The 24,682-nt window shown below is 74.0% G+C and carries 27 protein-coding genes; 15 read left to right on the plus strand and 12 right to left on the minus strand.

Features of this window, described 5'->3' with window-relative positions; all coding sequences use genetic code 11:
- The first annotated feature begins 38 nt into the window (after positions 1 to 38).
- The gene (locus ACWGSR_RS00345; protein WP_453562656.1) at positions 39 to 695 is read left to right on the plus strand and encodes a lysophospholipid acyltransferase family protein; all 657 of its coding nucleotides are present in this window, start codon (positions 39 to 41) and stop codon (positions 693 to 695) included.
- A gap of 280 nt (positions 696 to 975) precedes the next feature.
- Here ACWGSR_RS00345 and ACWGSR_RS00350 read toward each other — a convergent pair whose 3' ends face one another.
- The 5 genes from ACWGSR_RS00350 to ACWGSR_RS00370 all read right to left on the minus strand — a co-directional run bounded on the left by ACWGSR_RS00350 (position 976) and on the right by ACWGSR_RS00370 (position 6,023).
- On the minus strand, positions 976 to 2,037 hold the full coding sequence (locus ACWGSR_RS00350; protein WP_453562658.1) for an enoyl-CoA hydratase/isomerase family protein: 1,062 nt from the start codon (positions 2,035 to 2,037) through the stop codon (positions 976 to 978).
- 115 nt (positions 2,038 to 2,152) lie between these two features.
- The gene (locus ACWGSR_RS00355; RefSeq protein ID WP_366378645.1) at positions 2,153 to 2,836 is read right to left on the minus strand and encodes a GNAT family N-acetyltransferase; all 684 of its coding nucleotides are present in this window, start codon (positions 2,834 to 2,836) and stop codon (positions 2,153 to 2,155) included.
- A gap of 287 nt (positions 2,837 to 3,123) precedes the next feature.
- Positions 3,124 to 3,828 (minus strand): ribonuclease H family protein, encoded by a 705-nt coding sequence (locus ACWGSR_RS00360; RefSeq protein ID WP_453562660.1) that lies wholly within the window; start codon positions 3,826 to 3,828, stop codon positions 3,124 to 3,126.
- A gap of 66 nt (positions 3,829 to 3,894) precedes the next feature.
- Entirely contained in the window at positions 3,895 to 4,812 is a 918-nt protein-coding gene (locus ACWGSR_RS00365) for a phosphatase domain-containing protein (RefSeq protein WP_376241475.1), read from the minus strand.
- Positions 4,813 to 4,814: 2 nt separating this feature from the next.
- Positions 4,815 to 6,023: an RNA ligase gene (locus tag ACWGSR_RS00370; RefSeq protein WP_453562662.1), complete on the minus strand. Its 1,209-nt coding sequence runs from the start codon at positions 6,021 to 6,023 to the stop codon at positions 4,815 to 4,817.
- A 193-nt stretch (positions 6,024 to 6,216) separates the two neighbouring features.
- Here ACWGSR_RS00370 and ACWGSR_RS00375 point away from each other — a divergent pair, with 193 nt between their 5' ends.
- Together ACWGSR_RS00375 and ACWGSR_RS00380 are read left to right on the plus strand one after the other, a co-directional pair.
- Positions 6,217 to 6,570: a hypothetical protein gene (locus ACWGSR_RS00375; RefSeq protein ID WP_453562664.1), complete on the plus strand. Its 354-nt coding sequence runs from the start codon at positions 6,217 to 6,219 to the stop codon at positions 6,568 to 6,570.
- Positions 6,571 to 6,741: 171 nt separating this feature from the next.
- Positions 6,742 to 7,323 (plus strand): dienelactone hydrolase family protein, encoded by a 582-nt coding sequence (locus tag ACWGSR_RS00380; protein ID WP_453562666.1) that lies wholly within the window; start codon positions 6,742 to 6,744, stop codon positions 7,321 to 7,323.
- Positions 7,324 to 7,344: 21 nt separating this feature from the next.
- Here ACWGSR_RS00380 and ACWGSR_RS00385 read toward each other — a convergent pair whose 3' ends face one another.
- Complete coding sequence (locus ACWGSR_RS00385; protein ID WP_453562668.1) at positions 7,345 to 7,776, minus strand: protein-tyrosine phosphatase family protein; 432 nt, start codon at positions 7,774 to 7,776, stop codon at positions 7,345 to 7,347.
- 231 nt (positions 7,777 to 8,007) lie between these two features.
- On the opposite strand from ACWGSR_RS00385, the gene ACWGSR_RS00390 reads away from it, so the two are divergent.
- Together ACWGSR_RS00390 and ACWGSR_RS00395 are read left to right on the plus strand one after the other, a co-directional pair.
- Positions 8,008 to 9,168: a YncE family protein gene (locus ACWGSR_RS00390; RefSeq protein ID WP_453562669.1), complete on the plus strand. Its 1,161-nt coding sequence runs from the start codon at positions 8,008 to 8,010 to the stop codon at positions 9,166 to 9,168.
- A 254-nt stretch (positions 9,169 to 9,422) separates the two neighbouring features.
- Positions 9,423 to 10,802 (plus strand): NAD(P)/FAD-dependent oxidoreductase, encoded by a 1,380-nt coding sequence (locus ACWGSR_RS00395; RefSeq protein WP_376241463.1) that lies wholly within the window; start codon positions 9,423 to 9,425, stop codon positions 10,800 to 10,802.
- Between the two features lie 76 nt (positions 10,803 to 10,878).
- Here the strand turns inward: ACWGSR_RS00395 and ACWGSR_RS00400 are convergent, their stop codons facing one another.
- On the minus strand, positions 10,879 to 11,661 hold the full coding sequence (locus ACWGSR_RS00400; protein WP_453562671.1) for a hypothetical protein: 783 nt from the start codon (positions 11,659 to 11,661) through the stop codon (positions 10,879 to 10,881).
- 195 nt (positions 11,662 to 11,856) lie between these two features.
- On the opposite strand from ACWGSR_RS00400, the gene ACWGSR_RS00405 reads away from it, so the two are divergent.
- Positions 11,857 to 12,297, plus strand: coding sequence for a GNAT family N-acetyltransferase (locus ACWGSR_RS00405; RefSeq protein WP_453562673.1), 441 nt, complete (start codon positions 11,857 to 11,859; stop codon positions 12,295 to 12,297).
- Between the two features lie 78 nt (positions 12,298 to 12,375).
- Here ACWGSR_RS00405 and ACWGSR_RS00410 read toward each other — a convergent pair whose 3' ends face one another.
- A complete protein-coding gene (locus ACWGSR_RS00410; RefSeq protein ID WP_453562675.1) occupies positions 12,376 to 13,449 on the minus strand; it encodes an asparaginase in 1,074 nt (357 codons plus the stop codon).
- Between the two features lie 196 nt (positions 13,450 to 13,645).
- Here ACWGSR_RS00410 and ACWGSR_RS00415 point away from each other — a divergent pair, with 196 nt between their 5' ends.
- The 6 genes from ACWGSR_RS00415 to thpD all read left to right on the plus strand — a co-directional run bounded on the left by ACWGSR_RS00415 (position 13,646) and on the right by thpD (position 18,755).
- Positions 13,646 to 14,110 (plus strand): Lrp/AsnC family transcriptional regulator, encoded by a 465-nt coding sequence (locus ACWGSR_RS00415; protein WP_366378657.1) that lies wholly within the window; start codon positions 13,646 to 13,648, stop codon positions 14,108 to 14,110.
- Between the two features lie 199 nt (positions 14,111 to 14,309).
- Positions 14,310 to 15,113: an endonuclease I family protein gene (locus ACWGSR_RS00420; RefSeq protein WP_376235378.1), complete on the plus strand. Its 804-nt coding sequence runs from the start codon at positions 14,310 to 14,312 to the stop codon at positions 15,111 to 15,113.
- A gap of 314 nt (positions 15,114 to 15,427) precedes the next feature.
- A complete protein-coding gene (gene ectA / locus ACWGSR_RS00425) occupies positions 15,428 to 15,967 on the plus strand; it encodes a diaminobutyrate acetyltransferase (RefSeq protein WP_376235376.1) in 540 nt (179 codons plus the stop codon).
- A gap of 67 nt (positions 15,968 to 16,034) precedes the next feature.
- Complete coding sequence (gene ectB, locus ACWGSR_RS00430) at positions 16,035 to 17,306, plus strand: diaminobutyrate--2-oxoglutarate transaminase (protein ID WP_453562677.1); 1,272 nt, start codon at positions 16,035 to 16,037, stop codon at positions 17,304 to 17,306.
- Between the two features lie 56 nt (positions 17,307 to 17,362).
- Positions 17,363 to 17,794, plus strand: a complete 432-nt coding sequence (locus ACWGSR_RS00435; RefSeq protein ID WP_053640335.1) for an ectoine synthase — start codon at positions 17,363 to 17,365, stop codon at positions 17,792 to 17,794.
- Between the two features lie 76 nt (positions 17,795 to 17,870).
- Complete coding sequence (thpD, locus tag ACWGSR_RS00440; protein WP_376235373.1) at positions 17,871 to 18,755, plus strand: ectoine hydroxylase; 885 nt, start codon at positions 17,871 to 17,873, stop codon at positions 18,753 to 18,755.
- Positions 18,756 to 18,836: 81 nt separating this feature from the next.
- Here the strand turns inward: thpD and ACWGSR_RS00445 are convergent, their stop codons facing one another.
- Entirely contained in the window at positions 18,837 to 19,682 is an 846-nt protein-coding gene (locus ACWGSR_RS00445) for an RNA polymerase sigma factor SigF (RefSeq protein WP_376235393.1), read from the minus strand.
- Between the two features lie 203 nt (positions 19,683 to 19,885).
- Between ACWGSR_RS00445 and ACWGSR_RS00450 the strand changes: the two genes are divergently transcribed.
- On the plus strand, positions 19,886 to 20,317 hold the full coding sequence (locus ACWGSR_RS00450; RefSeq protein ID WP_376235370.1) for an ATP-binding protein: 432 nt from the start codon (positions 19,886 to 19,888) through the stop codon (positions 20,315 to 20,317).
- A gap of 118 nt (positions 20,318 to 20,435) precedes the next feature.
- Here the strand turns inward: ACWGSR_RS00450 and ACWGSR_RS00455 are convergent, their stop codons facing one another.
- The 3 genes from ACWGSR_RS00455 to ACWGSR_RS00465 all read right to left on the minus strand — a co-directional run bounded on the left by ACWGSR_RS00455 (position 20,436) and on the right by ACWGSR_RS00465 (position 23,220).
- Positions 20,436 to 20,660, minus strand: coding sequence for a DUF6458 family protein (locus ACWGSR_RS00455; protein ID WP_351973659.1), 225 nt, complete (start codon positions 20,658 to 20,660; stop codon positions 20,436 to 20,438).
- Positions 20,661 to 20,754: 94 nt separating this feature from the next.
- On the minus strand, positions 20,755 to 22,284 hold the full coding sequence (locus ACWGSR_RS00460) for a SulP family inorganic anion transporter (protein WP_376235366.1): 1,530 nt from the start codon (positions 22,282 to 22,284) through the stop codon (positions 20,755 to 20,757).
- A gap of 378 nt (positions 22,285 to 22,662) precedes the next feature.
- Complete coding sequence (locus ACWGSR_RS00465; RefSeq protein WP_453562681.1) at positions 22,663 to 23,220, minus strand: HPP family protein; 558 nt, start codon at positions 23,218 to 23,220, stop codon at positions 22,663 to 22,665.
- A gap of 184 nt (positions 23,221 to 23,404) precedes the next feature.
- On the opposite strand from ACWGSR_RS00465, the gene ACWGSR_RS00470 reads away from it, so the two are divergent.
- Entirely contained in the window at positions 23,405 to 24,268 is an 864-nt protein-coding gene (locus ACWGSR_RS00470; protein WP_453562682.1) for an N-formylglutamate amidohydrolase, read from the plus strand.
- Between the two features lie 57 nt (positions 24,269 to 24,325).
- Positions 24,326 to 24,604 carry a DUF6296 family protein gene (locus ACWGSR_RS00475; protein ID WP_376235359.1) on the plus strand — a complete coding sequence of 93 codons (279 nt, stop codon included), beginning with the start codon at positions 24,326 to 24,328 and terminating at the stop codon, positions 24,602 to 24,604.
- Positions 24,605 to 24,682: the final 78 nt, after the last annotated feature.

Below are 24,682 nucleotides of genomic sequence, written 5' to 3' on the forward strand. Positions count from 1 at the left end.
GGTCAGCGCATCGTCCTCGGCTCCAGGGGGCCCGTTCCGTGCTCAGCCGCATCGCCGCCCGCGTCGTCCCGTTCTTCGGGCGACTGACCGTCACCGCCGACCCGGGGGCGCGCCTCGCGCCCGGCAGCATCCTGGTCGCGAACCACACCTCGCTCGCGGACCCGGCGCTCGTGCTCGCCGCGCTCCGCGGCCACCTCGCGGTCGAGCCCGTCCTGATGGCCACCTCGGGGCTCTGGCGGATTCCGGTCCTCGGCCGGGCGCTCACCCGCGAGGGGTACGTGCCCGTGCACCGCGGCACGGCCCACGCCGCGGCCGCCCTCGACCGGGCGGCGGTCGCGCTCGCGTCGGGGCGGCACGTGATGCTGTACGCGGAGGGGCGCATACCGCCGCGCCGGGACTCCGCCGAGAACACGCCCGAGGCGTTCCGGACCGGGCTCGCCCGGCTCGCCCTGGCCACCGGGGCGCAGGTCGTGCCGATCGGTCAGGCGGGGGCCCGGCGGATCACCTCCGGCGGGCGGGCGAAGCAGCTCGCCGGGGTGCTCACGGCGCCGGTGCGCAGGCCCGGCCTGCACGTCCACATCGGGGCACCGCTGACGCTGCCCGCCGACGTGGCGGAGGCGACGGCGCTCGCGCACGGGGCCGTCACCGAGGCCTGGCGGACGGCGGCCGGGGCCCTGGGGGTGTCCGCCACATGAGCGCGGGAGAAGGAGCGGCGTCCGGTGCGTGCGATCGCAAGGCGCCGGAGTGCCCTCGTGGCGGAGCCACGTGGGCGGTTCGGCAACGCGGCGAGGGTGCCCCCGTGCCCGAAGGACTACGGGGGAGTGCGTGCCGGGCGCCGCGACGCCGCGGGCATGTGGCAGACGCCTCCCAGGCGAACCGGCCGCCCTCGGCGCCTGCGGGGAGGCCCGTCGAGGCGCCGCGGGCGCGCCGGCGCCGGGGCTGAGGCCTCCCGGGACCGCATCGCGGGCGCCCGGTCTACCGCTCCCCGGCGGCCAGGCCGAGGTCGCCGCCGGGCGGCCGGGCGAAGGAGCGGGCGACGTCCGCGTCCGTGACCGCGTCGAGGGCGGCGGGGTCCCAGTGCGGGTCGCGGTCCTTGTCGACGACCTGGGCGCGGATGCCCTCGACGAGGTCGTGGGTGGCCAGGGCGGCGCAGGAGGCGCGGTACTCCAGGTCCAGGACCTCTTCCAGGGTGGTGAGGGCGCGGGAGCGGCGGAGGACGGCCAGGGTCGTCACGAGGGCCGTCGGGGACTTCGTGAGGAGGGTGGCGGCCGCCTCCTTGGCGGCGGGCACGCCGGTGTCGAAGAGGCGCTCGACGATCTCCGCGACGGTCGGGGCGGCGTAGCAGGCGTCGATCCACTCCCGCTGCCCGGCCAGGACGCCGGGCGGGGGCGTGGCGGCGTGGCGGGCGAGGGCCTCGTCGGCGGGCAGGAGCGCCAGGTCCTCGGCCAGGGCGGGGAGTTCGGCGGCGGGGACGTACCGGTCGGCGAGGCCGGTGAGGATCGCGTCGGCGGCCCCGACGGGGCTCCCGGTGAGGGCGAGGTGGGTGCCGAGTTCACCGGGGGCGCGCCCGAGGAGGTGGGTGCCGCCGACGTCGGGGACGAAGCCGATGCCGGTCTCGGGCATGGCGACCCTGGAGCGTTCGGTGACGACGCGGTGGGAGCCGTGGGCGGAGACGCCGACGCCGCCGCCCATGACGATGCCGTCCATCAGGGCCGCGTACGGCTTGGGGTAGCGGGCGATCCGGGCGTTGAGCCGGTACTCGTCCCGCCAGAAGGCGGCGGACGCGGTGCCTCCGGCGCGGGCGTCGTCGTGGATGGCGCGGATGTCGCCGCCCGCGCACAGGCCGCGTTCGCCCGCCCCGTCGATCACGACCGTCCCGACGGCCGGGTCGTGCTCCCAGGCGGTGAGGGCCTCGTCGACGGCGAGGACCATCGCGTGGGTGAGCGCGTTGATGGCGCGGGGTCGGTTCAGGGTGACGAACCCGGCGCGGCCCTCCGTCCGGAGGAGTACGTCGGTGGTTCCGGTCGGCACGGTCACTCGGTCCCTTCGGGCGGTACGGCTCGCTGTCCCGGCCACCGTACCGGGCCCGCCGGAAGGGGCTCGGGGCGCGTGCGACCGCCGCCCCGGAGGGCCGGGGCGGCGGTCGCGGGCCTCAGGCCGGGAGCAGGTCCTGGGGGACCCGGACCTGGCGCGGGGCGGACATGCGGAGTTCGACGATGTCGCGGACGGCAGGCCATTCGTCGTCGAGGATCGAGTAGAAGGCCGTGTCGCGGACGGCCCCGTCGAGGCCGCGGGAGTGGGCGCGGCGGACGCCCTCGCAGGTCGCGCCGAGGCGTTCGATCGCGATCCTGGAGCGGGTGTTGCGGGCGTCGGCGCGCAGGGTGAGGCGCCGGACCCCCCAGACCTCGAAGGCGTGCCGGAACATGAGGTACTTGGCCTCGGTGTTGATGCCGGTGCCCCGGGCGGCGCCCGCGATCCAGGTGTTGCCGATCTCGGCGGCGTCCGGGACGGCGGTCAGGGGATCGCCGTGGGGCATGCCCGGGACGGGCGGCCAGACCAGCGGGCCCCGCCAGTAGTCGAGTTCGAGGAAGCGGGTCGAGCCGACGACCCGTTCGTCGGCGGTACTGACCACGGCGAAGGGCAGGCAACGGCCCGCCGCCTGGTCCGCGAGGGCGCGGGCGATGTAGTCGAGGGCCGATTCGAGGCCGTCGGGAACGGGGGTGAAGGCGTAGGCCGATCGGTCCGCCCCGCCGGCCCGGGCGAGGGCTTCGGCGTGCCGCATCGCCAGCGGCTCCAGGCGCACGGAGCGCCCGGTCAGGAGAACAGGTACTGGCACGGAACCTCGGGTCTTTCACGGGCAGGGGAGGCTCCCGTCACGGAGAGTCCGCGGCGGTAGCTGGAGGGAGGTTCTCGCCGGTGCCGACCATGTCGTGAGAACGACGAATGAGCAGGTGAGAGCGGTTCGTCACCGGTGCGAGGAGGACAGTATGCAGCCCCGGCAGCTCGGAGAACAGAACCCCGGACGAACCCGCGTACACGGGTGGGTGAAGCCTCTCGCGCGCCCCGGACGCGCCGGTCTCAAGCAACGGACGGGGCCGCCCGCCAGTCGGACGGCCCGGCCGTTCAGACGCAGGTGGGATGGCCCCAGCCGTCGGGGTTCTTGCTGATGGTCTCGCCCTTGTCGTAGGCCTTGCCGCAGCGGCAGCGGCCCGCGAATCTCGCCTTGAGCGTGCCGCCGGACGGGCGTGTCCGGCGGGTGGCGGTGGCGCTCGCGGACCCGGTCCGGGAGCCGGACGGCGCGGAGGAGCGCGAGCGGGGCGCGGAGGCCCTGGCGGGCGCCTCCGGCGGGGGCAGCGGGGCGCCGGCGGCGGAGCTCGCGGCCTCCTGGGTGCGGGCGCTGTGGCTGGCCGCGCGGTCGGCGGCGTCGTTGAGGGGGTCGCCGTCGACCTGGTGCGCGGGGGTGTAGACGAAGTCGACGTCGCGGCCGGTGAGGAGCGCGTCGATGCGGACCACCAGGTCCTTGTTGGCGACGGGACTGCCGGAGGCGGTCCTCCAGCCCTTGCGGCGCCAGCCGGGCAGCCAGGTCGTGACCGCCTTCATGGCGTACTGCGAGTCCATGCGCACCTCGACGGGCACGTCGGGGTCGAGGACCTCCAGGAGCCTTTCCAGGGCCGTGAGTTCGGCCACGTTGTTGGTCGCCCGGCCGAGCGGGCCCGCCTCCCAGCGGTCGACCGATCCGTCGGACCGGCCGATGACCCACGCCCAGGCCGCGGGGCCGGGGTTTCCCTTCGACGCGCCGTCGCACGCCGCGATGATCTTTTCCACCATCCCACGATCCTGGCACGGTGCCGGGGGCGGTCGGCGCCGCCCCCGGTCGGGCCGGGGGCGCACCGGTCAGAAGGCGCCGTAGTTGACCTGCCAGGTGGGGAGGCCCATGCGGCGCCAGAGGGCCACGACGCGGTCGCGGTCGTCGAGGGAGACGCGGACGGCGTAGCGGTGGCGCACGTGGGCGTCGAAGAGCTCCGCCTTGACGAGGTCGTCGCCCCGGCCGTCGCCGGAGGCCCGCATCCACAGCTCGTCGTAGGGCACCCCGTGGCGGGCGAGCCATTCCTCGGTGAGGGCCCGGTGGTCCTCGCTGCGTCCGGAGAGCAGGACGATCCGGTCGCGCTCGGCGTTCCGGAAGGCCCGCAGGGCGTCGCGGACGGAGATGTTGAGGGCGTCGCGGTCGCAGCGGGTGAAGTCGTACGGCCCCCGGTCGACGCGCAGGGCGAGGGTGCCGTCGATGTCGCACATGACGGCGGTGGGGAGCGCCGGGTCCGCGACGTACGGCTCGACGGCCGGGCGGTCGTTCAGCCAGTCGGCGGTCAGGCGCCAGCCGCCCCGGGTGGCCTTGGCGTGCTTGTCGGCGAGGATCCGGATGATCTCCTCGCCGACGGGCCGCTCGCGGGCGGCGTCGCGGCGGACGCACTCGTCGACGGGCACGCCGGTGAAGTCGTGGACGGCGAAGGTGACGTCCAGGCCCGCGACGGCGGCCTTGAGCCGCTTGGGGATGTGCGGGGTGAGGTGGGTGTTGTCGACGACGACGTCGAAGCCGTCGTCGACGGCCGCGCGGACGGCGGCGTCCTGGACTGCGAGGACGGTCTGCTCCCGGGTGTGCGAGCGGCCGCGCTCGGGGTCGGGCAGGTCGAGCATGGTGCGCAGGTCGTCGAGGTTGACGCGGCGCACGCGGCCCTCGGCGTCGGCCTGCAGGGCGCGGGCGGCCGTTGTCTTGCCCGAGGCGGGAAGGCCGGTCATGACGTGGACGACGGGCACGGTCAGTTCTCCTGGTCGTGTGCGAAGGGGTCGGTGGCCTCGGGGCGGACCTGCCGCCAGAGGAGGAGGTCGGTCGGGCGCCCGTCGAGGCGCAGGAAGAGGGCGGCGCGCAGGCCCTTGTCGGGCAGGCCGGCGGCGGCGCGGGCGAAGGCGGCCCGGTCGCCGGCGAGGTGGGCCAGGCGGGCGTACGCCTCGTCGACGGCCCGCCCGCGCTCGGCGGCGGTCTCCTCCAGGCGGGCGATCACCCCGCGCACCCACTGGTCGAACTCGTCGGGGACCTGTTCCAGGAGGGCGTCGAGGGGCTTGCCGCCGGAGGCCTCGACGTCGGCGACGGCGCAGCCGAGGCCCTTGGCGACCTGGCCGGCGGGCAGGCCGGCGAAGCGCTGGACGCCGTGGCCGCGCCAGATGTCCCGCTCGGTGACGCCGGTGAGCACCTTGTGGAGGCGGACGTACTCGCTCAGCTTGGCCTTGGCGCGCAGGCCGGAGGCGAAGCGCAGCACGAAGCCCTCGGCGTCGGTGCCGGTGGCCGGGTGCCCGCCCGGCAGGGTGTTGGACTCGGTGAGGGCGACGAGTTCGTCGAGGGTGGCGACGGACCAGGTGCGGACGACGCTGCCGAGGGGCGCCCAGGAGGCGGCGGCCTCGGCGAGGGGCACCTCGGTGCCGTCCGGGCCGAAGGCGGCGAGCAGGACGAGGTCGCGGCGCTCGCCGTAGTTCACGACGATGCGGTTGCCCGGGTAGAGCATCTCGGCGAGGTAGGTGGTGCCGGGCGTCAGGCCCGTGGTGTCGGCGGCGTCGAGGCGGCGCTGCGCCCAGACGGCCTGGGAGCTGGTGAAGGAGCCCTTGGAGGCGGCGTGCCAGCGGTCCGCGTAGTGGAAGACCACGGCGAGGCTGCCGTCGACCTTGTCGTACACCTCGAAGGGCTCGTCGGGCAGCGGGGGCGCGTAGGGGCTGCCGGTGGCGTGCTCGGCGAGGTTGAAGAACTTGGGGAGGGGCAGTCCGACGATCCGCCCGGTGGTGTCGTCGGCGACGAGGCCGCGGCAGCGGAGGGTGGCCCGGTTCCAGTGCTGGGCGTACTGGCACGCGCGCGTGTACGTGTAGATCGACAGCGGCAGCCCGGGGTGCGGTTTCCGCGTCACGTGCCCGTCGGCGAGGGCGGCGGCGAGCTCGTCGGGCGCCATCAGGTCGTGCAGAGTCAGGGTGTCCTGGCTCATGGGGTCCCCTCCCGTGGTGTTCGATGATCCATTCTCGGACGGAAGGGACGCGGAGAACAGTGATTATCGGACCGGGAGGCGTCCGTCGGGGTGACGGCCGGGCTCCCGGGCCCGGCCGTGTCGGTGGTGCCCCGTAGACTCGCCGTCGCCCTGTCGGTGACGCACGCCGGCGCAGACGAAGGAAGCGAGCCCCATGAACCACTCGGACGGCACGGCACCGATCTATGCCGAGCTCATACGGGAGCGGGGGGATGTTCCCGGTGACGTCCGCCAGACCGCGGAGGAGGTCCTGCGGGACCTGAGCCGGGTCATCCAGGTTCCGCCGCAGGGCGCTCCCGCCCCGCAGCAGGGCGGCGTCGCGCACGCGGGCGCGCCGCACGCCGGTGCCCCGACGGGCGCGGGCGGTCCGATGGGCCCGATGGGTGCCGGGGCTCCGATGGGTGCCGGCGCTCCGATGGGTCCGGGCGGCCCGATGGGCGTCACGGGTCCCATGGGCGTCGTGGGCCAGGCGGCGGGCGCCGTCGTCGCGCACCGGCCGCAGCGCTAGGGCCTGTCCGGCGGATCATGGCCGAGGCCGCGACCCTGATCCGCCGGACAGGCCCTAGCGGGCCCGGAGTCCCGGGCCCGGGGCGTTGTCAGTGCCGTGCGCCATGCTGCCTGCCGGGACGGTCCGTGCCGCAAGGGGGCGGGCCGCGCACGGCGACCAGGGGATGACGACATGGCCGAGGTTCTGCTCTTCCACCACGCGCTCGGGCTGACGGAGGGTGTCCGCGCCTTCGCGGACGGGCTGCGGCGCGCCGGGCACACGGTCCACCTGCCCGACCTGTACGAGGGACGCGTGTTCGAGGATCTGGAGGCCGGGGCCGGACACGCCCAGGAGATCGGTTTCGGCACGCTCGTGGAGCGCGGCGGGCGAGCGGCCGAGGGCCTGCCGGAGGGCCTCGTGTACGCCGGGTTCTCGCTCGGCGTGCTGCCCGCGCAGAAGCTGGCCCAGACCCGGCCCGGGGCGCGCGGCGCCCTGCTGTTCAGCGCCTGTGTGCCGGTGGACGCGTTCGGCACGGCCTGGCCGGAGGGCGTGCCCGTGCAGGTGCACGGGATGGACGCCGATCCCTACTTCGCCGGCGAGGGGGACCTGGCGGCGGCGCGCGAGCTGGTGGCGGGCGCGGCGGACCGCCGGCTCTTCCTGTACCCCGGGACCGCGCACCTGTTCGCGGAGTCCGGTACCCCGTCCCACGTCCCGGAGGCGGCGGCGCTGTGCGCCGAGCGGGCGCTGTGCCTCCTGGACGGCGTCAGGGCGTGAGCCCCTGCCGGAGGCTCCTCCTCACGTGGTGAAACGACGGACGTAGCGGCGCTGCCAGGGCGTCTCGACCGCGTGCCGGTCGTAGTGGCGGCGCACGTACGCGACCGCCTCCCCGGCCGGGACCCCGGCGAGGACGGCGAGGACGGCGAGGGCCGTGCCGGTGCGTCCCCGGCCGCCGCCGCAGGCGACCTCGACGCGCTCCCCGGCGGCGCGTTCCCAGAGCTCGGCGAGGACGGCACGGGCCGTGTCCCGGTCGGCGGGGAGCCGGAAGTCCGGCCAGCGCAGCCAGGTGGACTCCCAGGGCACCTCGGGAGGCGTCCGGCCGAGGAGGTGGACGGCGTACGTCGGGGCGGGGCCGTCGGGCAGCGGGTGGCGCAGTCCCCGGCCGCGGACCAGACGTCCGGAGGGCAGGCGCAGGACGCCCGGGGAGGACTCCTGCCAGAGCTCGGTCATCGCGCCACCGTAACCGCCGAAAGGCCCCCCGGGGCGGGGACGGGATCATCCGTTCGGCCGACCCCGGTGTCGTCCGTTCCGGCACCGGGGCCGGGACGCCCGGTGGACCGTGCGGGGGCGGGCACGGGCGGAGGATCGACGCAGGGCGCGGACCCTTCTCCCCCTCGGCCACGATCCGTCGGACGGGCCTCCGGGAGCCGTCCGCGCGGTCGCCGTACCGAGGAGTCCGTCATGGGGAAGTCCCGCCGTCCGTCCCGTGCCGCCCGGGTGCTCCTGCCCGGCGCGGTGGCCGCCGTCCTGCTCACGGGATGCGCCCAGGGCTCCGGGGGCGCGCCCCCGGCGGGCCCGGCGGCGTCCGGTGGCCCGTCCTCCCCCGCCGCCGGCTCCCCGGCCCCCGGTCCGGCGGCCACCGCGCCGCCCTCCCCCGGCACCCTGCTCGTCACCGACTTCGGCTCCGACACCGTCACCTTCGTCGACCCCGTACGGGGGGCCACCGGGTCCGTGGAGGTGGGGACCGCGCCGTACGGCGTGGCGCTCGGCGCCGACGGGCGCGCGTGGGTGGCGACCGCCGAGGGGGTGGCGGCCGTGGACACCGCGGCCCGGAAGCGGCTCGCCCTGATCCCGTACCGGACGGACACCGGGCCCGTGACCACGGGCGAGTACCGGGGCGGCGGCATGGGCGTCGCGCTCGCGCCGGACGGGCGCCGGGCGTACGTGGGGGTCAACGTGCCCGGCGGGAACGGCGCCCTGGAGGTGATCGACACGGCGGCGCTGCGGGTCACGGACGCGGTGCCGGTCGGTCGGCGCCCGTTCGACGTGGACGTGTCGCGGGACGGCGCCGAGGTGTACGCGACGAACCACGACTCCTTCGACGTCACGGTCGTCGCGGCGGGGACGCTGGAGCCCCGGCGGGTGGAGGTCGCCCCGTACGGCACGGAGGGCGGGCTCGGTTCCTGGCTCAAGCCGCACTACGCGGCGGTGCGGCCCTCGGACGGGAGGCTGCTCCTGCCGTTCGAGGGCGAGCGGCTCGCCGTGGTCGATCCCCGGACCGGCCGGACGGAGATCGAGCCGATGACCGCGAACACGCACCAGCACGGGGTCGCCGTGACGGCCGACGGGACGCTCCTCGCCGTGGGCACCGGGCCGATCGACCCGGATGCGGACCGGGGGCCGTCCCTGACGGTGCGCGCCCCGGACGGGAAGGAGCGGGTGTATCCGCTGGAGGGGGCGCACGAGAGCGTGGCCGTGTCCCGGGACGGGCGCACGGCCTACGTGTCCGGCGGGTTCACCCGGGACGGGTACTGGGACGGACTGACGGTCGTGGACCTCGCCTCGGGCGACACCCGCCGGCTGGCGGCGGGGTCGCGTCCGCTGGGGATCGCGGTCCTCTGAAGCGGCGGCGGTGCTGCGGCCTTTCGGGGTTCCGGACGTGCGACGGGGCGGTGGGAACGGCCGTGAGGGGGTAGCAGAGGGCGCAACCGGCGGTGCCGGGCCCCTCGGGACCGGGACGGACACCGCCGAAGAGCGATCCATCAGCAATGACGATAAAAAGGGTAAACAAGGGGTAGTCGGCAAAAAGTTGCCATGCGGCCGTACCCGGCCGCAGCCAATGGCTCCTTGCACGCTCATACGGAAGGGCGGACAGCGTGACGCGACCGAGGATTCTCGTGGTGGGCGCCGGCTTCGCCGGAGTGGCCTGCGTACGGAGGCTCGAACGGCGGCTGGCGGAGCGGGAGGCGGTCATCACGCTCCTTTCGCCGTTCTCGTACCAGCTCTATCTGCCACTGCTCCCCCAGGTGGCGGCGGGGGTGCTGACCCCGCAGTCGGTCGCCCTGTCGCTGCGGCGGAGCGAACGGCACCGGACCCGGATCGTCCCCGGCGGGGTGGTCGGCATCGACACGGCGGCGAAGGTCTGCGTGGTGCGGACGATCTCCGGGGAGTACGTGAACGAGCCGTACGACCATCTCGTGCTCGCGCCCGGCAGCGTGACCCGGACCTTCGACATCCCGGGGCTCACCGAGTACGCGCGCGGGATGAAGACGCTCGCGGAGGCGGTGTACGTCCGCGACCACGTCATCGCCCAGCTCGACCTGGCGGACGCGAGCAACGACGAGGCGGAGCGGGCGGCCCGGCTGCAGTTCGTGGTCGTCGGCGGCGGTTACGCCGGGACGGAGACGGCGGCCTGCCTCCAACTGCTCACCCACAACGCGGTCAAGCGCTATCCGCGGCTCGACCCGGACCTCATCAAGTGGCACCTGGTGGACATCGCGCCGAGGCTCATGCCCGAGCTGGGCGAGAAGCTGGGGAAGGCCGCGACGGACATCCTGACCCGGCGCGGCATCGAGGTGTCGCTCGGCGTCTCGGTGGCCTCGGTGGACGAGAAGACGGTGACGCTCACCGACGGGCGCGTGCTGCCGAGCCGGACCCTCATCTGGACGGCCGGCGTGGTCGCGAGCCCCCTGATCGGCACGCTCGGCACGGAGACCCTCAAGGGCCGCGCCGTCGTCACGCCCGAGATGGCGGTACCGGGGCTCGACGGGGTGTGGGCGCTCGGGGACGCGGCGGCGGTGCCCGACCTCGCCAAGGGCGAGGAGGGGGCGGTCTGCCCGCCGACGGCCCAGCACGCGATGCGGCAGGGCAAGGCGGTCGCCGACAACCTGGTCTCGACCCTGCGCGGCGAGCCGCTCCACCCGTACCGGCACAAGGACCTGGGGCTCGTGGTGGACCTCGGCGGGATGGACGGGGTCTCCCGGCCGCTCGGCGTGGAGCTGCACGGGATGCCGGCGCAGGCCGTGGCCCGCGCCTACCACTGGGGCGCGCTGCGGACCAACGTGGCGAAGACCCGGGTGATGACGAACTGGGTGCTCAACGCCCTGGCCGGGGACGACTACGTGCGGACCGGGTTCCTGGCCTCGAAGGCGGGGACGCTGAAGGACTTCGAGTACACCGACGCGTACCTGTCGCCGGACCAGGTCCGCAGCCACACGGCGTCGTTCCGCGGGGCGGTCGCGTCCGGCGGGAGCTGAGCAACCGAAGAACACGCCACGGGGCGCCCGGCGGAGAGCCGGGCGCCCCGTGGCGTGTGCGCGTGGACGGGCTTCGTCAGCGGGCCAGTTCGGCGGCCGGGCCCATGACGACGACCGGTTCCCGGGCCGGGTCGAGGGCGCGGAGCAGCTCGCGCAGCTCCTCGCGCTCCAGGGTGACGCAGGCCTGGGTGGGGCCGGCGTGGTCGACGTGGATCCAGACGCCGCCGCCCTTCTCGGCGCCGAGGGGGCGCTCCTTGTCGAGCGGGCTGCGGCCGGGGACCCGGTTGTAGTCGATGGCGATGACGTGGTCGAAGGAGCCTTCGAGGGGTTCGCCGACGAAGCCGGTGCCGCTGATCGCGAACTGCTCGTCCTGGTCGTACGGCAGGAGGGTGCCGGGGTCGGGCAGCCGTCCGCCCGCGTCGCCGAGCCGGAAGACCCCGATGGGGGTGCGCAGGTCGCCCGCGGTGTGGTCGGCGGTCCAGCCCCGGAACGCGTTGTGGGTGGGCCAGGGTCCGGCCTGGGGCTTCCAGCCGCCGACCGGGTCGCGGGAGTAGAGCGTCGCGGTGGACCTGGTGGAGTCGGCGGAGGCGCCGGTGACCACGAGGGCCTGGGAGGTGGCGTCGGGGACGGAGGCGTGGGTGACGGGGCCGACGCCGGGGAGCCGGGTCTCGGGGACCGGGGCGGAGGCGGTGGCCTTGCCGGGTGAGCCCGGGCGCGGGCGGGTCTCGTCGGCCGGCGCGGTCGTGGGAGTGGGGGCGGGGGCGGGCGGGGCGGCGGGGCTGCCGCAGCCGGTGAGCAGCAGGGCGGCACACAGCGTGCCGGCGCTCAGCAGCGCGGGGGTGCCCTTGCGGACGGGCATGGGACGGCGTTCCTCCTGAGCGGGGCGGTGCGGGGATCCGACCGTGGGGGGACAGTGCAGCGATCCGTACCCGTTCGGCGGGCGGTGCTGCCGCGGTCCCCTCGCCCTCACCCGTACGGACGCGCCCTCCCGGACGCCTCCGGGCGGGCCCGGAAAGCGGTTGACCGGCCGGGCGGGAGGCGGTTGGCTGCCCGGATGAACGATCTCCACGTCGAACGAGCGCTGAGCGGGGCGCGGCTCGCGGACTGGCGCGCCGTCCACAACACGATCACCCCCACGGCCGTCCTCTCGCTCGACGAGGTGCGGGAGCGCGCGGGCCGGAACCGGCTGGACGTGGCCTACCTCGGGGACGCGGCGGTGGGCTGCTCGACGGTGCGCCCGCCGGACGGGGAGACGGCGGCGGCGACCGTCATCGCCCGGACGCTGCCCGGCTTCCGGGGGCGGGGCTTCGGGACCGCGCTGTACGAGCGGGGGCTCGCGCACGCGCGGACGCTGGGCGGCGAGGGCGTGGAGACGGTGGTCCTGGCCTCCAACGAGGAGGGGCTGCGGTTCGCCCTGGCGCGGGGCTTCGTGGAGGTGGAGCGGTACGTCCTGCCCGGGGACACCGTTCCGTTCGTGACCCTGCGGCTGGGCTGACGGACGCGGCGGGTCGATTCCGGCTCGCGGACGGGCTGGGGGGTCCGTCCGCGAGCCGGGGTCCTCGGGGGGCGCCGGTCAGGCGCGGGTGGCGAGGGCCGGTTCGGCGCGGACCGGGCCGTCGAGGAGGCGGCGCAGGAGCGCGGTGGCGCGGGCCGGGTCGCTCGCGCCGCCCTCCTCGGCGAGGAGCGCGGCGAGGACGGCGATCCTGGCCTGGCCGGCCCGGAGGGTGCCGGTGAGGAGGGCTCCCGCGGCGACGAGGTCGACGGCGCCGCCGCCGGTGTAGATCTCGGCGAGCGGTCCGGCCGGGACGCGGGTGGTGACGGCGACGAGGACTCCTCGGGCGACCGCTTCCGCGACGGCGGCGGCGATCTCCGGGGTGGCGTTGCCCGCGCCGGTGGCGACGAGGACGATGCCCCGGGCGCCGGCGGCGACGGCCGCGTTCAGGAGGAGCGGGTCGCCGTCGGAGTGGTGCGTCACGATGTCGACGCGGGGCAGCGGGGCGGTGGCGCCGGGCGCGGCCGTGTGCGCGGCGGCGGGGAGGGGCAGCGGGGCCGGGCGCTCGGGCTGCCGTTCGATGTCGACGCGGGAGAACCCGACTCGGCCGAGGCGCTCGGCCGACGGGTCGGAGAAGGCGTCGGCGTCCAGGGTCCGGTACTTGACGGTGCCGCGCGCCGCGTGGACGCGCCCGTCGAAGACGACGAGGACGCCGAGGTCGCGGACGGTGGACGCGACCTGGAGCGCGTCGTAGAGGTTGCCGGGGCCGTCGCCGTCGCCGGTGCCGAAGGGGCGCTGGGCGCCGGTGAGGACGACCGGGCGGGCGTCGGTGTGGTGCAGGTCCAGGAGGAAGGCCGTCTCCTCCAGGGTGTCGGTGCCGTGGGTGATCACGATGCCGTCGACGCCGGGGTCGGCGAACGTCTCGTGGACGGTGCGCAGGAGGGCGAGCTGGTGGGCCGCGGTCATGCGGGAGCTGTTGACGTTGAAGAGGTCGACGACCTCGACGGTGACGTCCTCGGGGAGGGGGGCGGTGGCCAGGACGTCGCTGCCCGAGGCGTCGGCCGCGTAGCCGGTGCCCTGCCAGCGGCTGGCGATCGTTCCGCCGGTGCTGATGACGACGATCCGGCGCGCTTCCCCGTCGTGCGTCCGCTTCATGGCTGCTGTCCTCGACTCCGTACCGACGAAAGGGGGCTCCGCACCGTGGCGGGGACCCCAGGGAAGGGCCCGTGCTGGAAGGGCCCGCAGAAGGCCTCTCCCGAGGCCCCTGAGCCCGCAAGGATAGGACAAACGGCGCGCAAGGCGATTGCCGAATAAGCCGCCGAAATGTTTCTTCGTGGGAGAAGATTGCGCCATGGACCGAATCGATCTCCATATCTTGCGCGAGCTCCAGAACGACGGCCGGCTGAGCAACCAGGAGCTGGCCCAGCGGGTGGGGCTCAGCCCCTCCCCCTGTCTGCGGCGGGTGCGCCAGCTGGAGCAGGACGGGGTGATCCGGGGCTACCGGGCGATCATCGACCCGGAGGCGGTGGGGCGGGGCTTCGAGGTGCTCGTCTCGGTGGAGGTGCGGCGGGACCGGGAGACGGTGGAGGCCTTCGAGGAGGCGCTGCGGGACGTGCCGGACGTGATCGAGGCGTACCGGCTCTTCGGGAGTCCCGGCTGCCTGCTGCGGATCGCGGTGGCGGACCTGGCGGCGTACGAGCGGCTGTGGATCGAGCGGCTGACGACGCTGGCCGGGGTCACCGAGGTCAACTCCCAGATCATCATGAAGCGGATCAAGGAGCCGAAGGGGTTGCCGGTGGACGTCCGGGGCGTCTGAGGAGGTCCCGGACGGGCGCGCGGACCCCTGGTGCCCGTGTATGCGAGAACGTCACGGAAACGCCTCCTCCCGGTTACACGGCGGGCCGCTCCCCCGTGCCACGCTCCCGGCTGACAAGAAGTCAACACGCGTAGAGCGCGGTGCCCTTGAGCCGGTGCCGTGCTCCGGCGCGTACCCCCACCGGGAAAGGGCACCCCCCATGTCCGTCGCACAGCCCCGCCGTCGGAAGGCCTGGGCGGCTTCCATAGCCGCCGTCCTCGTCACCCTCACCCTCCCCGCGGTCACCGCGGCTCCCGCGAACGCCACGACCTCCCCGTACGACAGCACGTACTACAAGGACGCGGTCGGCAAGACCGGTCCGGCCCTCAAGTCCTCGCTGCACACCATCATCAGCAGCCAGAGCAAGATCTCGTACGACGCGGTCTGGAACGCGCTGAAGACCGTCGACCAGGACCCGAACAACTCCAACAACGTGGTCCTGCTCTACAGCGGGATCTCGCGCAGCAAGTCCCTCAACGGCGGCGCGGTGGGCAACTGGAACCGCGAGCACACCTGGGCCCAGTCCCACGGCAACTTCGGCACCTCGGCCGGCCCCGGCACCGACCTGCACCACCTGCGCGCGGCGGACGTCCAGGTCAACAGCACCCGCGGCAACAAGGACTTCGACAACGGCGGCAGCCCGGTCGGCGGCGCGCCCGGCAGCTACACGGACAGCAACTCCTTCGAGCCGCGCGACGCGGACAAGGGCGACGTGGCGCGGATGCTCCTCTACATGGCCGTCCGCTACGAGGGCGGCGACTCCTGGGCGGACCTGGAGCCCAACGAGTCGACCTCCAACGGCAGCGTCCCGTACCACGGCCGCCTCTCGGTCCTGAAGCAGTGGAACGAGCTGGACCCGCCGAGCGCCTTCGAGAAGCGCCGCAACGACATCATCTTCGGCACCTACCAGGGCAACCGGAACCCGTTCGTCGACCACCCGGAGTGGGTCGAGGCGATCTGGTAGTCCGACCGGGTCACCCCGTGCCGCGGGCCGACGAAGGCGCGGCACGGGGTGACCCATACACATGACCGCTCCCGGCGGCCCCAAACGCGAAACTCGGAATGTTCTCACGCTTTTTGAAGGAGCGAATCCCTCACTCCGAAGCCGTTACCGATCCGTTATAAACGGGCATTTTGTCCGCTTCTGAGGCGATTCGCCGTAGCGGGAAAGAGGGATTCCCCTCATCAAGGTGCCGACTGCACCTATCATGTTCCACCAGCCTGAACAACCCCTCAGGCCCAGGAAGTTCCGAGATCCTCTGGGTACCTTCGGCGCCCATGACCACTGCTCAGACCACTGCCCCCGCGACAGCCCGGACCGGCGTCTCCGTCGGCCCGGCCGAGATCGAGGACGGCGCCCACCTCTGGCGGATCGCCCGCGGCTCGGGAGAGCTGGACCTCAACTCGCCGTACAGCTACCTGCTGTGGTGCCGCGACTTCGCCGACACGACCGCCGTCGCCCGTGACGCCTCCGGACGCCCGGTGGGCTTCGTCACCGGATACCTGCGGCCCGAAGCGCCGGGCACGCTCTTCGTCTGGCAGGTCGCCGTGGAGGATTCGCACCGCGGAAGCGGGGTAGCCGGGACCCTGCTCGACGCTCTGTCCGCCCGAGTGGCGGCCGAGCGGGGACTCGACCGCGTGGAGGCGACCGTCACGCCGGGAAACCTGGCGTCCGACCGGATGTTCCGGTCCTACGCGCGCCGTCACGGCGCGGAGCTGACGCGAGAGGTCCTCTTCCCGGCCGCCTCGTTCCCCACCTCGGGGCACGAGGCCGAAGTGCTGTACCGCATCGGCCCCCTGGACCTCCCGGCCTCCTGAGCCGTCCGCCGGCCGTTCCCGCACGCATCCACCCGCACCCCGAACCACACCTGGGAGAAGAGACTCCGTGACCCTGACCGACCTCGCCCCTTCCTCCGTCTTCGAGACCGTCGAATCGGAGGTCCGCAGCTACTGCCGCGCCTGGCCCGTCGTCTTCGAGCGCGCCTCCGGCAGCAGGCTGTACGACGAGCAGGGGCGGCCGTACCTCGACTTCTTCGCCGGAGCCGGCTCGCTGAACTACGGGCACAACAACCCCGTCCTCAAGCGCGCCCTCCTCGACTACCTCGCCGACGACGGCATCACCCACGGCCTCGACATGTCGACGACCGCCAAACGCGACTTCCTGGAGACCTTCCGCTCGACGGTCCTGGAGCCCCGCGCCCTGCCCTACAAGGTGATGTTCCCCGGCCCCACCGGCACCAACGCGGTGGAGGCGGCCCTGAAGCTCGCCCGCAAGGTCACCGGGCGGGAGACCGTCGTCTCCTTCACCAACGCCTTCCACGGGATGTCGCTCGGCTCGCTCGCCGTCACCGGCAACTCCGCCAAGCGCGCCGGGGCGGGCGTGACGCTGCCCAACGCCACCCGGATGCCCTTCGACCACTACTTCGACGGACAGGTCCCCGACTTCCTCTGGTTCGAGCGGCTCCTGGAGGACCCGGGCTCCGGCCTCGACCACCCGGCGGCCGTCATCGTCGAGACCGTCCAGGGCGAGGGCGGGATCAACGTCGCCCGCGCCGAGTGGCTGCGCGCCCTCGCGGACCTCTGCCGCCGGCACGACATGCTCCTGATCGTGGACGACGTCCAGATGGGCTGCGGGCGCACCGGTGACTTCTTCTCCTTCGAAGAGGCGGGCATCACGCCCGACATCGTCACCCTGTCCAAGTCCATCAGCGGCTACGGCCTGCCCATGGCCCTCTGCCTGTTCCGCCCGGAGCTCGACGTGTGGGAGCCCGGCGAGCACAACGGCACCTTCCGCGGCAACAACCCCGCCTTCGTCACCGCCACCGCCGCCCTCGACGCGTACTGGCGCGACGGCGCCCTGCGCGAGCGCACCCTGGGCCGGGCCGACCGGGTGGAGCGCGCCCTGCTCGACCTGTGCGGGGACGACGAGCGGTCGGGCATCGCGGTGCGCGGACGCGGCCTCGTGTGGGGCCTGGAGTTCGCCGACGGGGAGCGCGCCGACGCCGTGTGCCGGCGGGCCTTCGAGATCGGCCTGCTCCTGGAGACCTCCGGACCGCACGGCGAGGTGGTCAAGCTGCTCCCGCCGCTGACCGCGACGGACGACGAGCTCGACGAGGGCCTCGGCATCCTGGCCCGTTCCGTCCGCCACGCCGCCTGACCCGTCCGACAGCGACCGACCCCGTCCGCGACACCGCGACACCGCGAGAGGAAAACATGATCGTCCGTTCCTTCGACGAGCTGGAGAACACCGAGCGGCACGTGAGGGCCGCCTCGGGCACCTGGGAGAGCAAGCGCATCGTCCTGGCCCGCGAGCGGGTCGGCTTCTCCCTCCACGAGACGGTGCTGTACGCCGGGACCGAGACCTCCATGTGGTACGCGCACCACGTCGAGGCCGTCGTCTGCACGGCCGGCGAGGCCGAACTCACCGACCACGAGACGGGCCTCACCCACACCATCGTGCCCGGGACGATGTACCTGCTCGACGGGCACGAGCGCCACACCCTCAAGGTCAAGCGGGACTTCCGCTGCCTGTGCGTCTTCAACCCGCCCGTCACCGGGCGCGAGGACCACGACGAGAACGGTGTCTACCCCCTGCTCACCGAGCCCGGGCCGACCGACGCCGGCGCCGCGGACGACGCCGCCTGACGCGGCGGGCCCCGCACCGCCGGAGACACCCCGCACGCACCCGTACGAGACGCACGAAAGGAAGGCACACCGCCTCATGGCCTCCGCACCCACCCGCCCCGTCGACCTCTACCCCACCCGCGGCCCCGAGGAGGAGCTGATCGGCCGCAAGGACCCCGTCGTGTGGTCCGAGCCCGGTACGCCCGGCCCCTTCTGGGCGCGCGAACTGGAGGACTACGACCGCGACGGGTTCGTCACGGTGGACGAACTCGTCACCCCGGACGAGGTCGACGCGCTCCGGGCGGAGCTGGATCGGCTCGTCGCCGACCCCGCCGTCCGGGCGGACGAGCGGGCGATCGTCGAGCCCGGCTCCCAGGAGATCCGCTCCGTCTTCGAGGTGCACCGGATCAGCGAGGTCTTCGGCCGGCTCGCCGAGGACCCGCGGGTCGTCGGCCGCGCCCGCCAGATCCTCGGCTCCGACGTGTACGTGCACCAGTCGCGGGTCAACGTGAAGCCGGGCTTCGGCGCCAGCGGCTTCTACTGGCACTCCGACTTCGAGACCTGGCACGCGGAGGACGGCCTGCCGCAGATGCGGACGGTCTCGGTGTCGATCGCGCTCACGCCGAACCACACCACCAACGGCAGTCTGATGATCATGCCGGGTTCGCACCGCACCTTCCTGGGCTGTGCCGGGGAGACCCCCCGGGACAACTACAAGAAGTCGCTCCGGATGCAGGACGCGGGGACGCCCTCGGACGAGGCGCTCACCACCTTCGCCGAGGCCTGCGGCATCCGGCACTTCACGGGGCCCGCCGGCTCGGCCACCTGGTTCGACTGCAACGCGCTGCACGGGTCGGGCGACAACATCACCCCGTACCCCCGCAGCAACGTGTTCCTGGTCTTCAACAGCGTGGAGAACCTGCCGGAGGCGCCCTTCGCCGCCCCGGTCCGGCGCCCCTCCTTCATCGCCGCGCGTCCCTAGTTCCCGGGCGAACGGACACGGACGGGCCCGCACTCCGGGGGAATCGGAGTGCGGGCCCGTCCGTCGACGTGCGCCGGACGCTCACCCGGCGCTCGGCCGCCCGAACATGCCCTCGCGCAGCCGGTTGAGGCTGCGGGCCAGGAGCCGCGAGACGTGCATCTGGGAGACGCCGAGCCGCTCGCCGATCTGCGCCTGCGTCAGCTCCTCCACGAAGCGGAGGTGGAGCAGCAGCCGGTCGCGCTCGTCGAGGGCCACCACGAGCGGGGCGAGGGTGTGGAAGTCCTCGAAGAGTTCGAGCGCCGGGTCCTCCCCGCCGATGAAGTCGGCCAGGGCCGCCTCGTCCTCCTCGTCGCCGCCGTTGATCGCGGCGTCCAGCGAGGTCGAGTTGTAGCCGTTCGAGGCGATCTGGGCCTCGACCACCTCCTCCTCGGGAAGTCCCATCAGCATCGCCAGCTCCGCGACCCGGGGGGCCCGGCCGAGCCGCGAACTCAGCTCGTCGGTCGCCTTCGCCAGCTCCACCCGCGCCTCCTGGAGCCGGCGGGGGACGTGCACCGCCCAGGTGGTGTCGCGGAAGAAGCGCTTGATCTCGCCCACGATGTACGGCACCGCGAAGGTGGCGAACTCCACCTCGCGCGAGAGGTCGAAGCGGTCGATCGCCTTGATCAGGCCGATCATGCCGACCTGGACGATGTCCTCCATCTCGTCGGCCCGCGCGCGGAACCGCCCCGCCGCGTACCGCACGAGCGACATGTTGATCTCGATCAGGGTGTTCCGGACGTACTGGTACGCCTCGGTGCCCTCCTCCCGCTCCGCCAGCTCGCGGAGGAACACCTTCGTCAGGTTGCGGGCGTCCTGTGGCGCGACCTCGTGGGGAGCCTCCAGGACGGGCAGGTCCTCACATGTACCGCTGGTCACGTACGTCGCCATCGCCTCGGCCGTCTCGGTCCGCACGCGACAACCTCCTCTTTCTCACGGTCCGTTCAGCAGTTCCGGTTCTCGTACCCCCGCTTTCCGAACGCACTCCCCGAAAAGGGCCGTCGGCTCCGCCCGGAGTGGCGGGCATCACTTCTGTGCGAACGGGCAGGCGAATTACATCACGTGTTGATGAACCAGGAAGAAAGGGACCTGCGATGAACACCCGGAGCGACACCCGGTCCCGTACGCCGGCGGCCCCGACGGCCCGCCCCGGCGCCGGAGCGTACGGGCCGTCGCCGATCGGTACGCCCGCGCAGGCGCGGCAGCTGGTCTGCCACACGCTCGCGGCCCTCGGCCCCCTGCCGCCGGACCAGATCGACGACCTGCTGCTCGTCACGTCGGAGCTGGTCACGAACGCGCACCGGCACGGGGGCGGGGTCACCGACTTCGGCATAGCCGTCGGCCCCGACCGCGTGACCGTGTCCGTGGCGGACGCCAGCGGGGAGGCACCGCGCCACGACCTCCACGACGAGCTGCGCCCCGGCGGCTTCGGCTGGCCGATCGTGCTGCGCCTGTGCCGGGAGGTCACCGTGGACGCCCGGCCGGACGGCAAGACCATCCACGCGGCGGTGACGGTGGACAGGTGAGCGGCGGACCCGCCCGGACGCGCGGGACGGCGGACGGAAGGACGAGAGGGGTGACCACGCCCGAAGCGTGGTCACCCCTCTCGCACACCCCTCGCGGGGATGATGACGGAACGTTTGTTCAGAGGAGGTCCCGACGGTCGTCCTCGGTGACCGTGGGGGCGACCGGAGGGACGATCATCCGGCGGCGGCGCAGCACGCTGACGTAGGCCGCCGTTCCGATGATGCCGACGGCCATGAGGATCAGGCCGACCAGGTCGAGATTGACCCCCTCCATCTGCCAGTCCGACGCGAACGTGAGAATGGCCCCCACCGCGATCAGAATGATGAAAGCTCCCAGACCCATGATTCCTCCCTTAGTGGGTTGGACGCTCATCGGGTACCCCGGACCGGCGTCCTCATCCCCGACGTCCTTTCACGGGCCGTCCGGTGACCGTGGGTCAGGAACCCGTCCGCGCGGGTTCGTCCTCCTTCGACGGTCCGGGCACGTGTTCCGGCGGACCGTGCAGCCGTACGGAGTCGGGGCCGGCGGCGGAGTGGCGTTCGGCCCAGGTCTCCAGGGCGGCGCGGCAGGCGTGGTCGAGGTGCTGGAGCCCGGAGAGGTCGAGTTCGACCGGGCGGTCCCTCGGCAGGTCCTCCAGCGTGTCGAGTATCTTCGGCAGCCGCAGGAAGGTGACGTTCCCCGACAGGCTGACGCGCACCGGCCCGTGGCCGTCGTCGGTCCGCTCGACCCGGAGGTGGGAGGCGTCCCAGGCCGCCTTGGCGACGGAGAGGACGAGTCCGATCAGGACCCCCTCGAACATGTTGACCGTGACGATCGCCAGGGCCGTCACGACGAGGACGAGCGCCTCGCCCCGATGGCCGCGCCACAGCGCGGCCAGTCCCTTGAAGGGGATCAGCTTCCAGCCGGCGTGGACGAGGATCCCGGCGAGCGCGGCGAGCGGCACGTACTCCAGGGTGGCGGGCAGCAGGGCCGCGAAGAGCAGCAGCCACACGCCGTGGAGCACCCGGGAGGCCTTGGTCCTGGCCCCCGCCTGGACGTTGGCCGAGCTGCGCACGATCACCGCGGTCATGGGCAGGGCGCCGAGCGCGCCGCAGACCGTGTTGCCGACCCCCTGGGCGAGCAGTTCCCGGTCGTAGTCGGTGCGGGGGCCGTCGTGCAGCCGGTCCACGGCCGCCGCGCTGAACAGCGACTCGGCGGAGGCGATCAGCGCGAAGGCGAGGACGGTGCCGAGCAGGGCGACGTCGGCCAGGCCGGCGAAGGCGTCCGCGCCGGGCACGCGCACCGCGTCCAGGACGCCGCCCACCTTCACGGTGGCGACCGGCAGGTCGAGGAGGGCGGTGGCGAGGCCCGCGAGGAGGACCGCGACGAGCGCGCCGGGCACGGCCCGCGCCCTCGGGGGCAGGTGTCGCCAGCCCACGATCACGAGGACCGTGCCGGCGGCGACGGCGAGCGGGATCAGGTTGGCGGTGGCGGTCAGCGCGCCCACCAGGGCGGCCGGCAGTCCGGCGAGCCGGGCGAGACCGGAGTCGGGGGCGTCGAGCCCGGCCGCGGCGTAGAGCTGGCCGGCCACGATGACGAGGCCGATGCCGGCGAGCATGCCCTCGACGACCGAGAGGGAGATGGCCCGGAACCAGCGGCCCCATCTCAGCAGGCCCATGAGGATCTGGAGCAGTCCGGCGAGGAGCACGATGACGCCGAGCGCGGCGAGGCCGAAGGTGCGGACCGCCTCGAACACGAGGACGGTGAGGCCGGCGGCGGGCCCGGAGACCTGGAGGCTGCTGCCTCTCATGAGGCCGGTGACGATTCCGCCGACGATGCCGGTGATCAGGCCGAGTTCGGCGGGCACGCCGGAGGCGACGGCCACGCCGATGCAGAGCGGCAGTGCGACGAGGAAGACGACGAGGGAGGCTGCGAAGTCCTGCCGTAGACGGGGAAGTTCCCGGAGGCGGGGCAAGGAGGGCGGCATGCGGATCTCCCCTCATGGGATCCGAGGTGCGGGGGGCGGGCCGGTGGTCGCGCGGACGAACGGGACGGGCCGGGACGGCCCGTGGCCGGGCATGGCACATCCCTCCCCGGAGTCCCACCGGCATCACGCTTCACCAAGACAAGGTCAAGCGAAGACCAACGAAGGGTAATACGCACTGGTGGGCCCGACCGTGAACAACCCGGCCCCCGGTGGGGTTTTCCGACTGGAACCGGACGGAAGTTGACGCGATCACCCCTGCGGAGGGCGCGCGGGGGCGCGGAGTGCCGGGGCGCATCGGGTCACAGGCGCCCGCACACGCGCACGGCGGGAGGGCGTACGGTCGCCCGGCCGGGGCTCACACGGGCGCCGGGCCCGGCTTCACCACCAGTAGGCGGGGTACTTCGGTGCTGCGCGGCGGACGCGGGAGGCCGCGAACGCGGTCAGGACGAGCAGGACCGTGGAGCCGAGGAGGAGCGGGACGAACCGGCCGGGCGCGGGCGCCTGGAGCACGACGACGACGGCGGTCGCGCAGGCCGGCGAGTGCGGGGTGCGGGCCAGGGTGGTGAGCGCGAGGGCGACGCCGGCGGCGACCGCGGCGGCCCAGGCGCTGCCGCTCGCGGCCGCGGCCACCGCGTATCCGGCGGCGGCCCCGAGCAGATGGCCGACGACCACGCTCCGGGGCTGGGCGAGGGGCAGGGCGGGGGCGCAGTGCACCAGGGCGGCGCTGGCGGCCAGCGGGGGTATCAGGACGGGTTCGTGGAGGAGGGCCCCGAGGCCGACGAGCCCGAGGAGGGCGGCCGTGGCGGCGCTGACGCTGTGGACGGCGGCCACGGGCGCGGGGCGGGCGGGGGCCCGCCCGGCCAGCCTCGGCCGCCGGGGACCTTCCGGACCGGGGGCGGCGGAACCGGGAGCGGCGGGGGCGGTGTCGGTACTCATGCGGTGCGGCGTTTCCGGGGCGGGCGGCCGTGGGCCGGGCGAAGCGGGGACGGGTGGTCGTACGGGTCCCTGTGGTCGACAGTCGGCCCGGTCTCGCGCCCGGTCCTGGTGCGGCGGCGCGACCTCCCCCACTCTAACCAGCGGTTTCGTGGCGTCGCGGGCGGGGTCGGGGGAGGATCCCGGCATGAACGAGAATCCATCCGCCGACACGACCGGCGCACACGGCCCGTACGACACGCCCGACCCGTACGACGCGGCCTCCTCCTTCCACCTCCTCCCCGGCGCCCCGGACTCCCCCGTCCTCCTCCACGTGCCGCACTCCTCCCGCGCGGTGCCCGCGGACGTGCGGGCCGGGATCCTGCTCGGGGACGACGAACTGGCACGGGAACTGGACCACATCACCGACGCCCACACGGCCGGGATCGCCGCCTCGGCCGCCTCGGCGGCCGGCACGGCCCCCTGGCGGTTCGTCAACCGGCTCTCCCGCCTCGTCGTCGACCCCGAGCGCTTCCCGGACGAGCGGGAGGAGATGGCGGCCGTCGGGATGGGCGCGGTGTACACCCGCACCACGCACCGGGCCGAGCTGCGGCCGGCCGGGTTCGACCCGGAGCCGCTGCTCGACCGCTACTTCACGCCGTACGCGCGGGGCATGGCCGAGGCCGTGGCCGACCGGCTGGCGGCGACGGGCCGTGCGGTGGTGATCGACGTCCACTCGTACCCGAGCGAACCGCTGCCGTACGAGCTGCACGGCGACGGCCCCCGGCCGCCGGTCTGCCTCGGCACGGACGCCTTCCACACGCCTCCCGCGCTGCTCGACGCGGCGCGGGAGGCGTTCGGCGGGTTCGGCGGGGTGGGGACGGACAGCCCCTTCGCCGGGACCTACGTGCCGCTGCCGTACTACGGCCGGGACCCGCGGGTCGGGGCGCTGATGATCGAGATACGCCGGGACCTCTACATGCGCGAGCCGGGCGGCGCGGCGGGCCCGGGGGCGGCGGCCCTGGGGGCGGCACTGGCGCACCTGGTGGACGCCGTGTCCCGTACGGCCTGAGCGGTGTCCCCGCCGGCTCGGACAGGGCCGTGTCCCCACTGGCGTAAAATAGGGCAAATGAGCATATCCAGGTACGAGCTGGTGTTCACCGACGTCACGGGCGCCACCCAGGACGTCGTGGTCGTGGAGCGCACCCTCTACAAGGGTTCCGGGGGGCATCCGATCTACACCGACCCGACCGGCATCATCCGCGCCGAGATCAGCGACCGGGGCGAGGTCCGCGTCATGCCTTCGGGAGGGCACCAGGACCCCGCCCACGCCGTACGGGCCCGCGCCCTCCCCGAGGGCGACGCGGAGGATCCGGCCGGTACCGATCCCTCCGCGTCCTCCGCCTGACACCGCGCGTTTCCCGCCCCGGGCCCCGGTCACCACCCCCGTTTTGGTTTGTCGGACGATCGTCAATACGATCCGGCG

It is taken from the genome of Streptomyces sp. NPDC055632, from assembly GCF_053618675.1.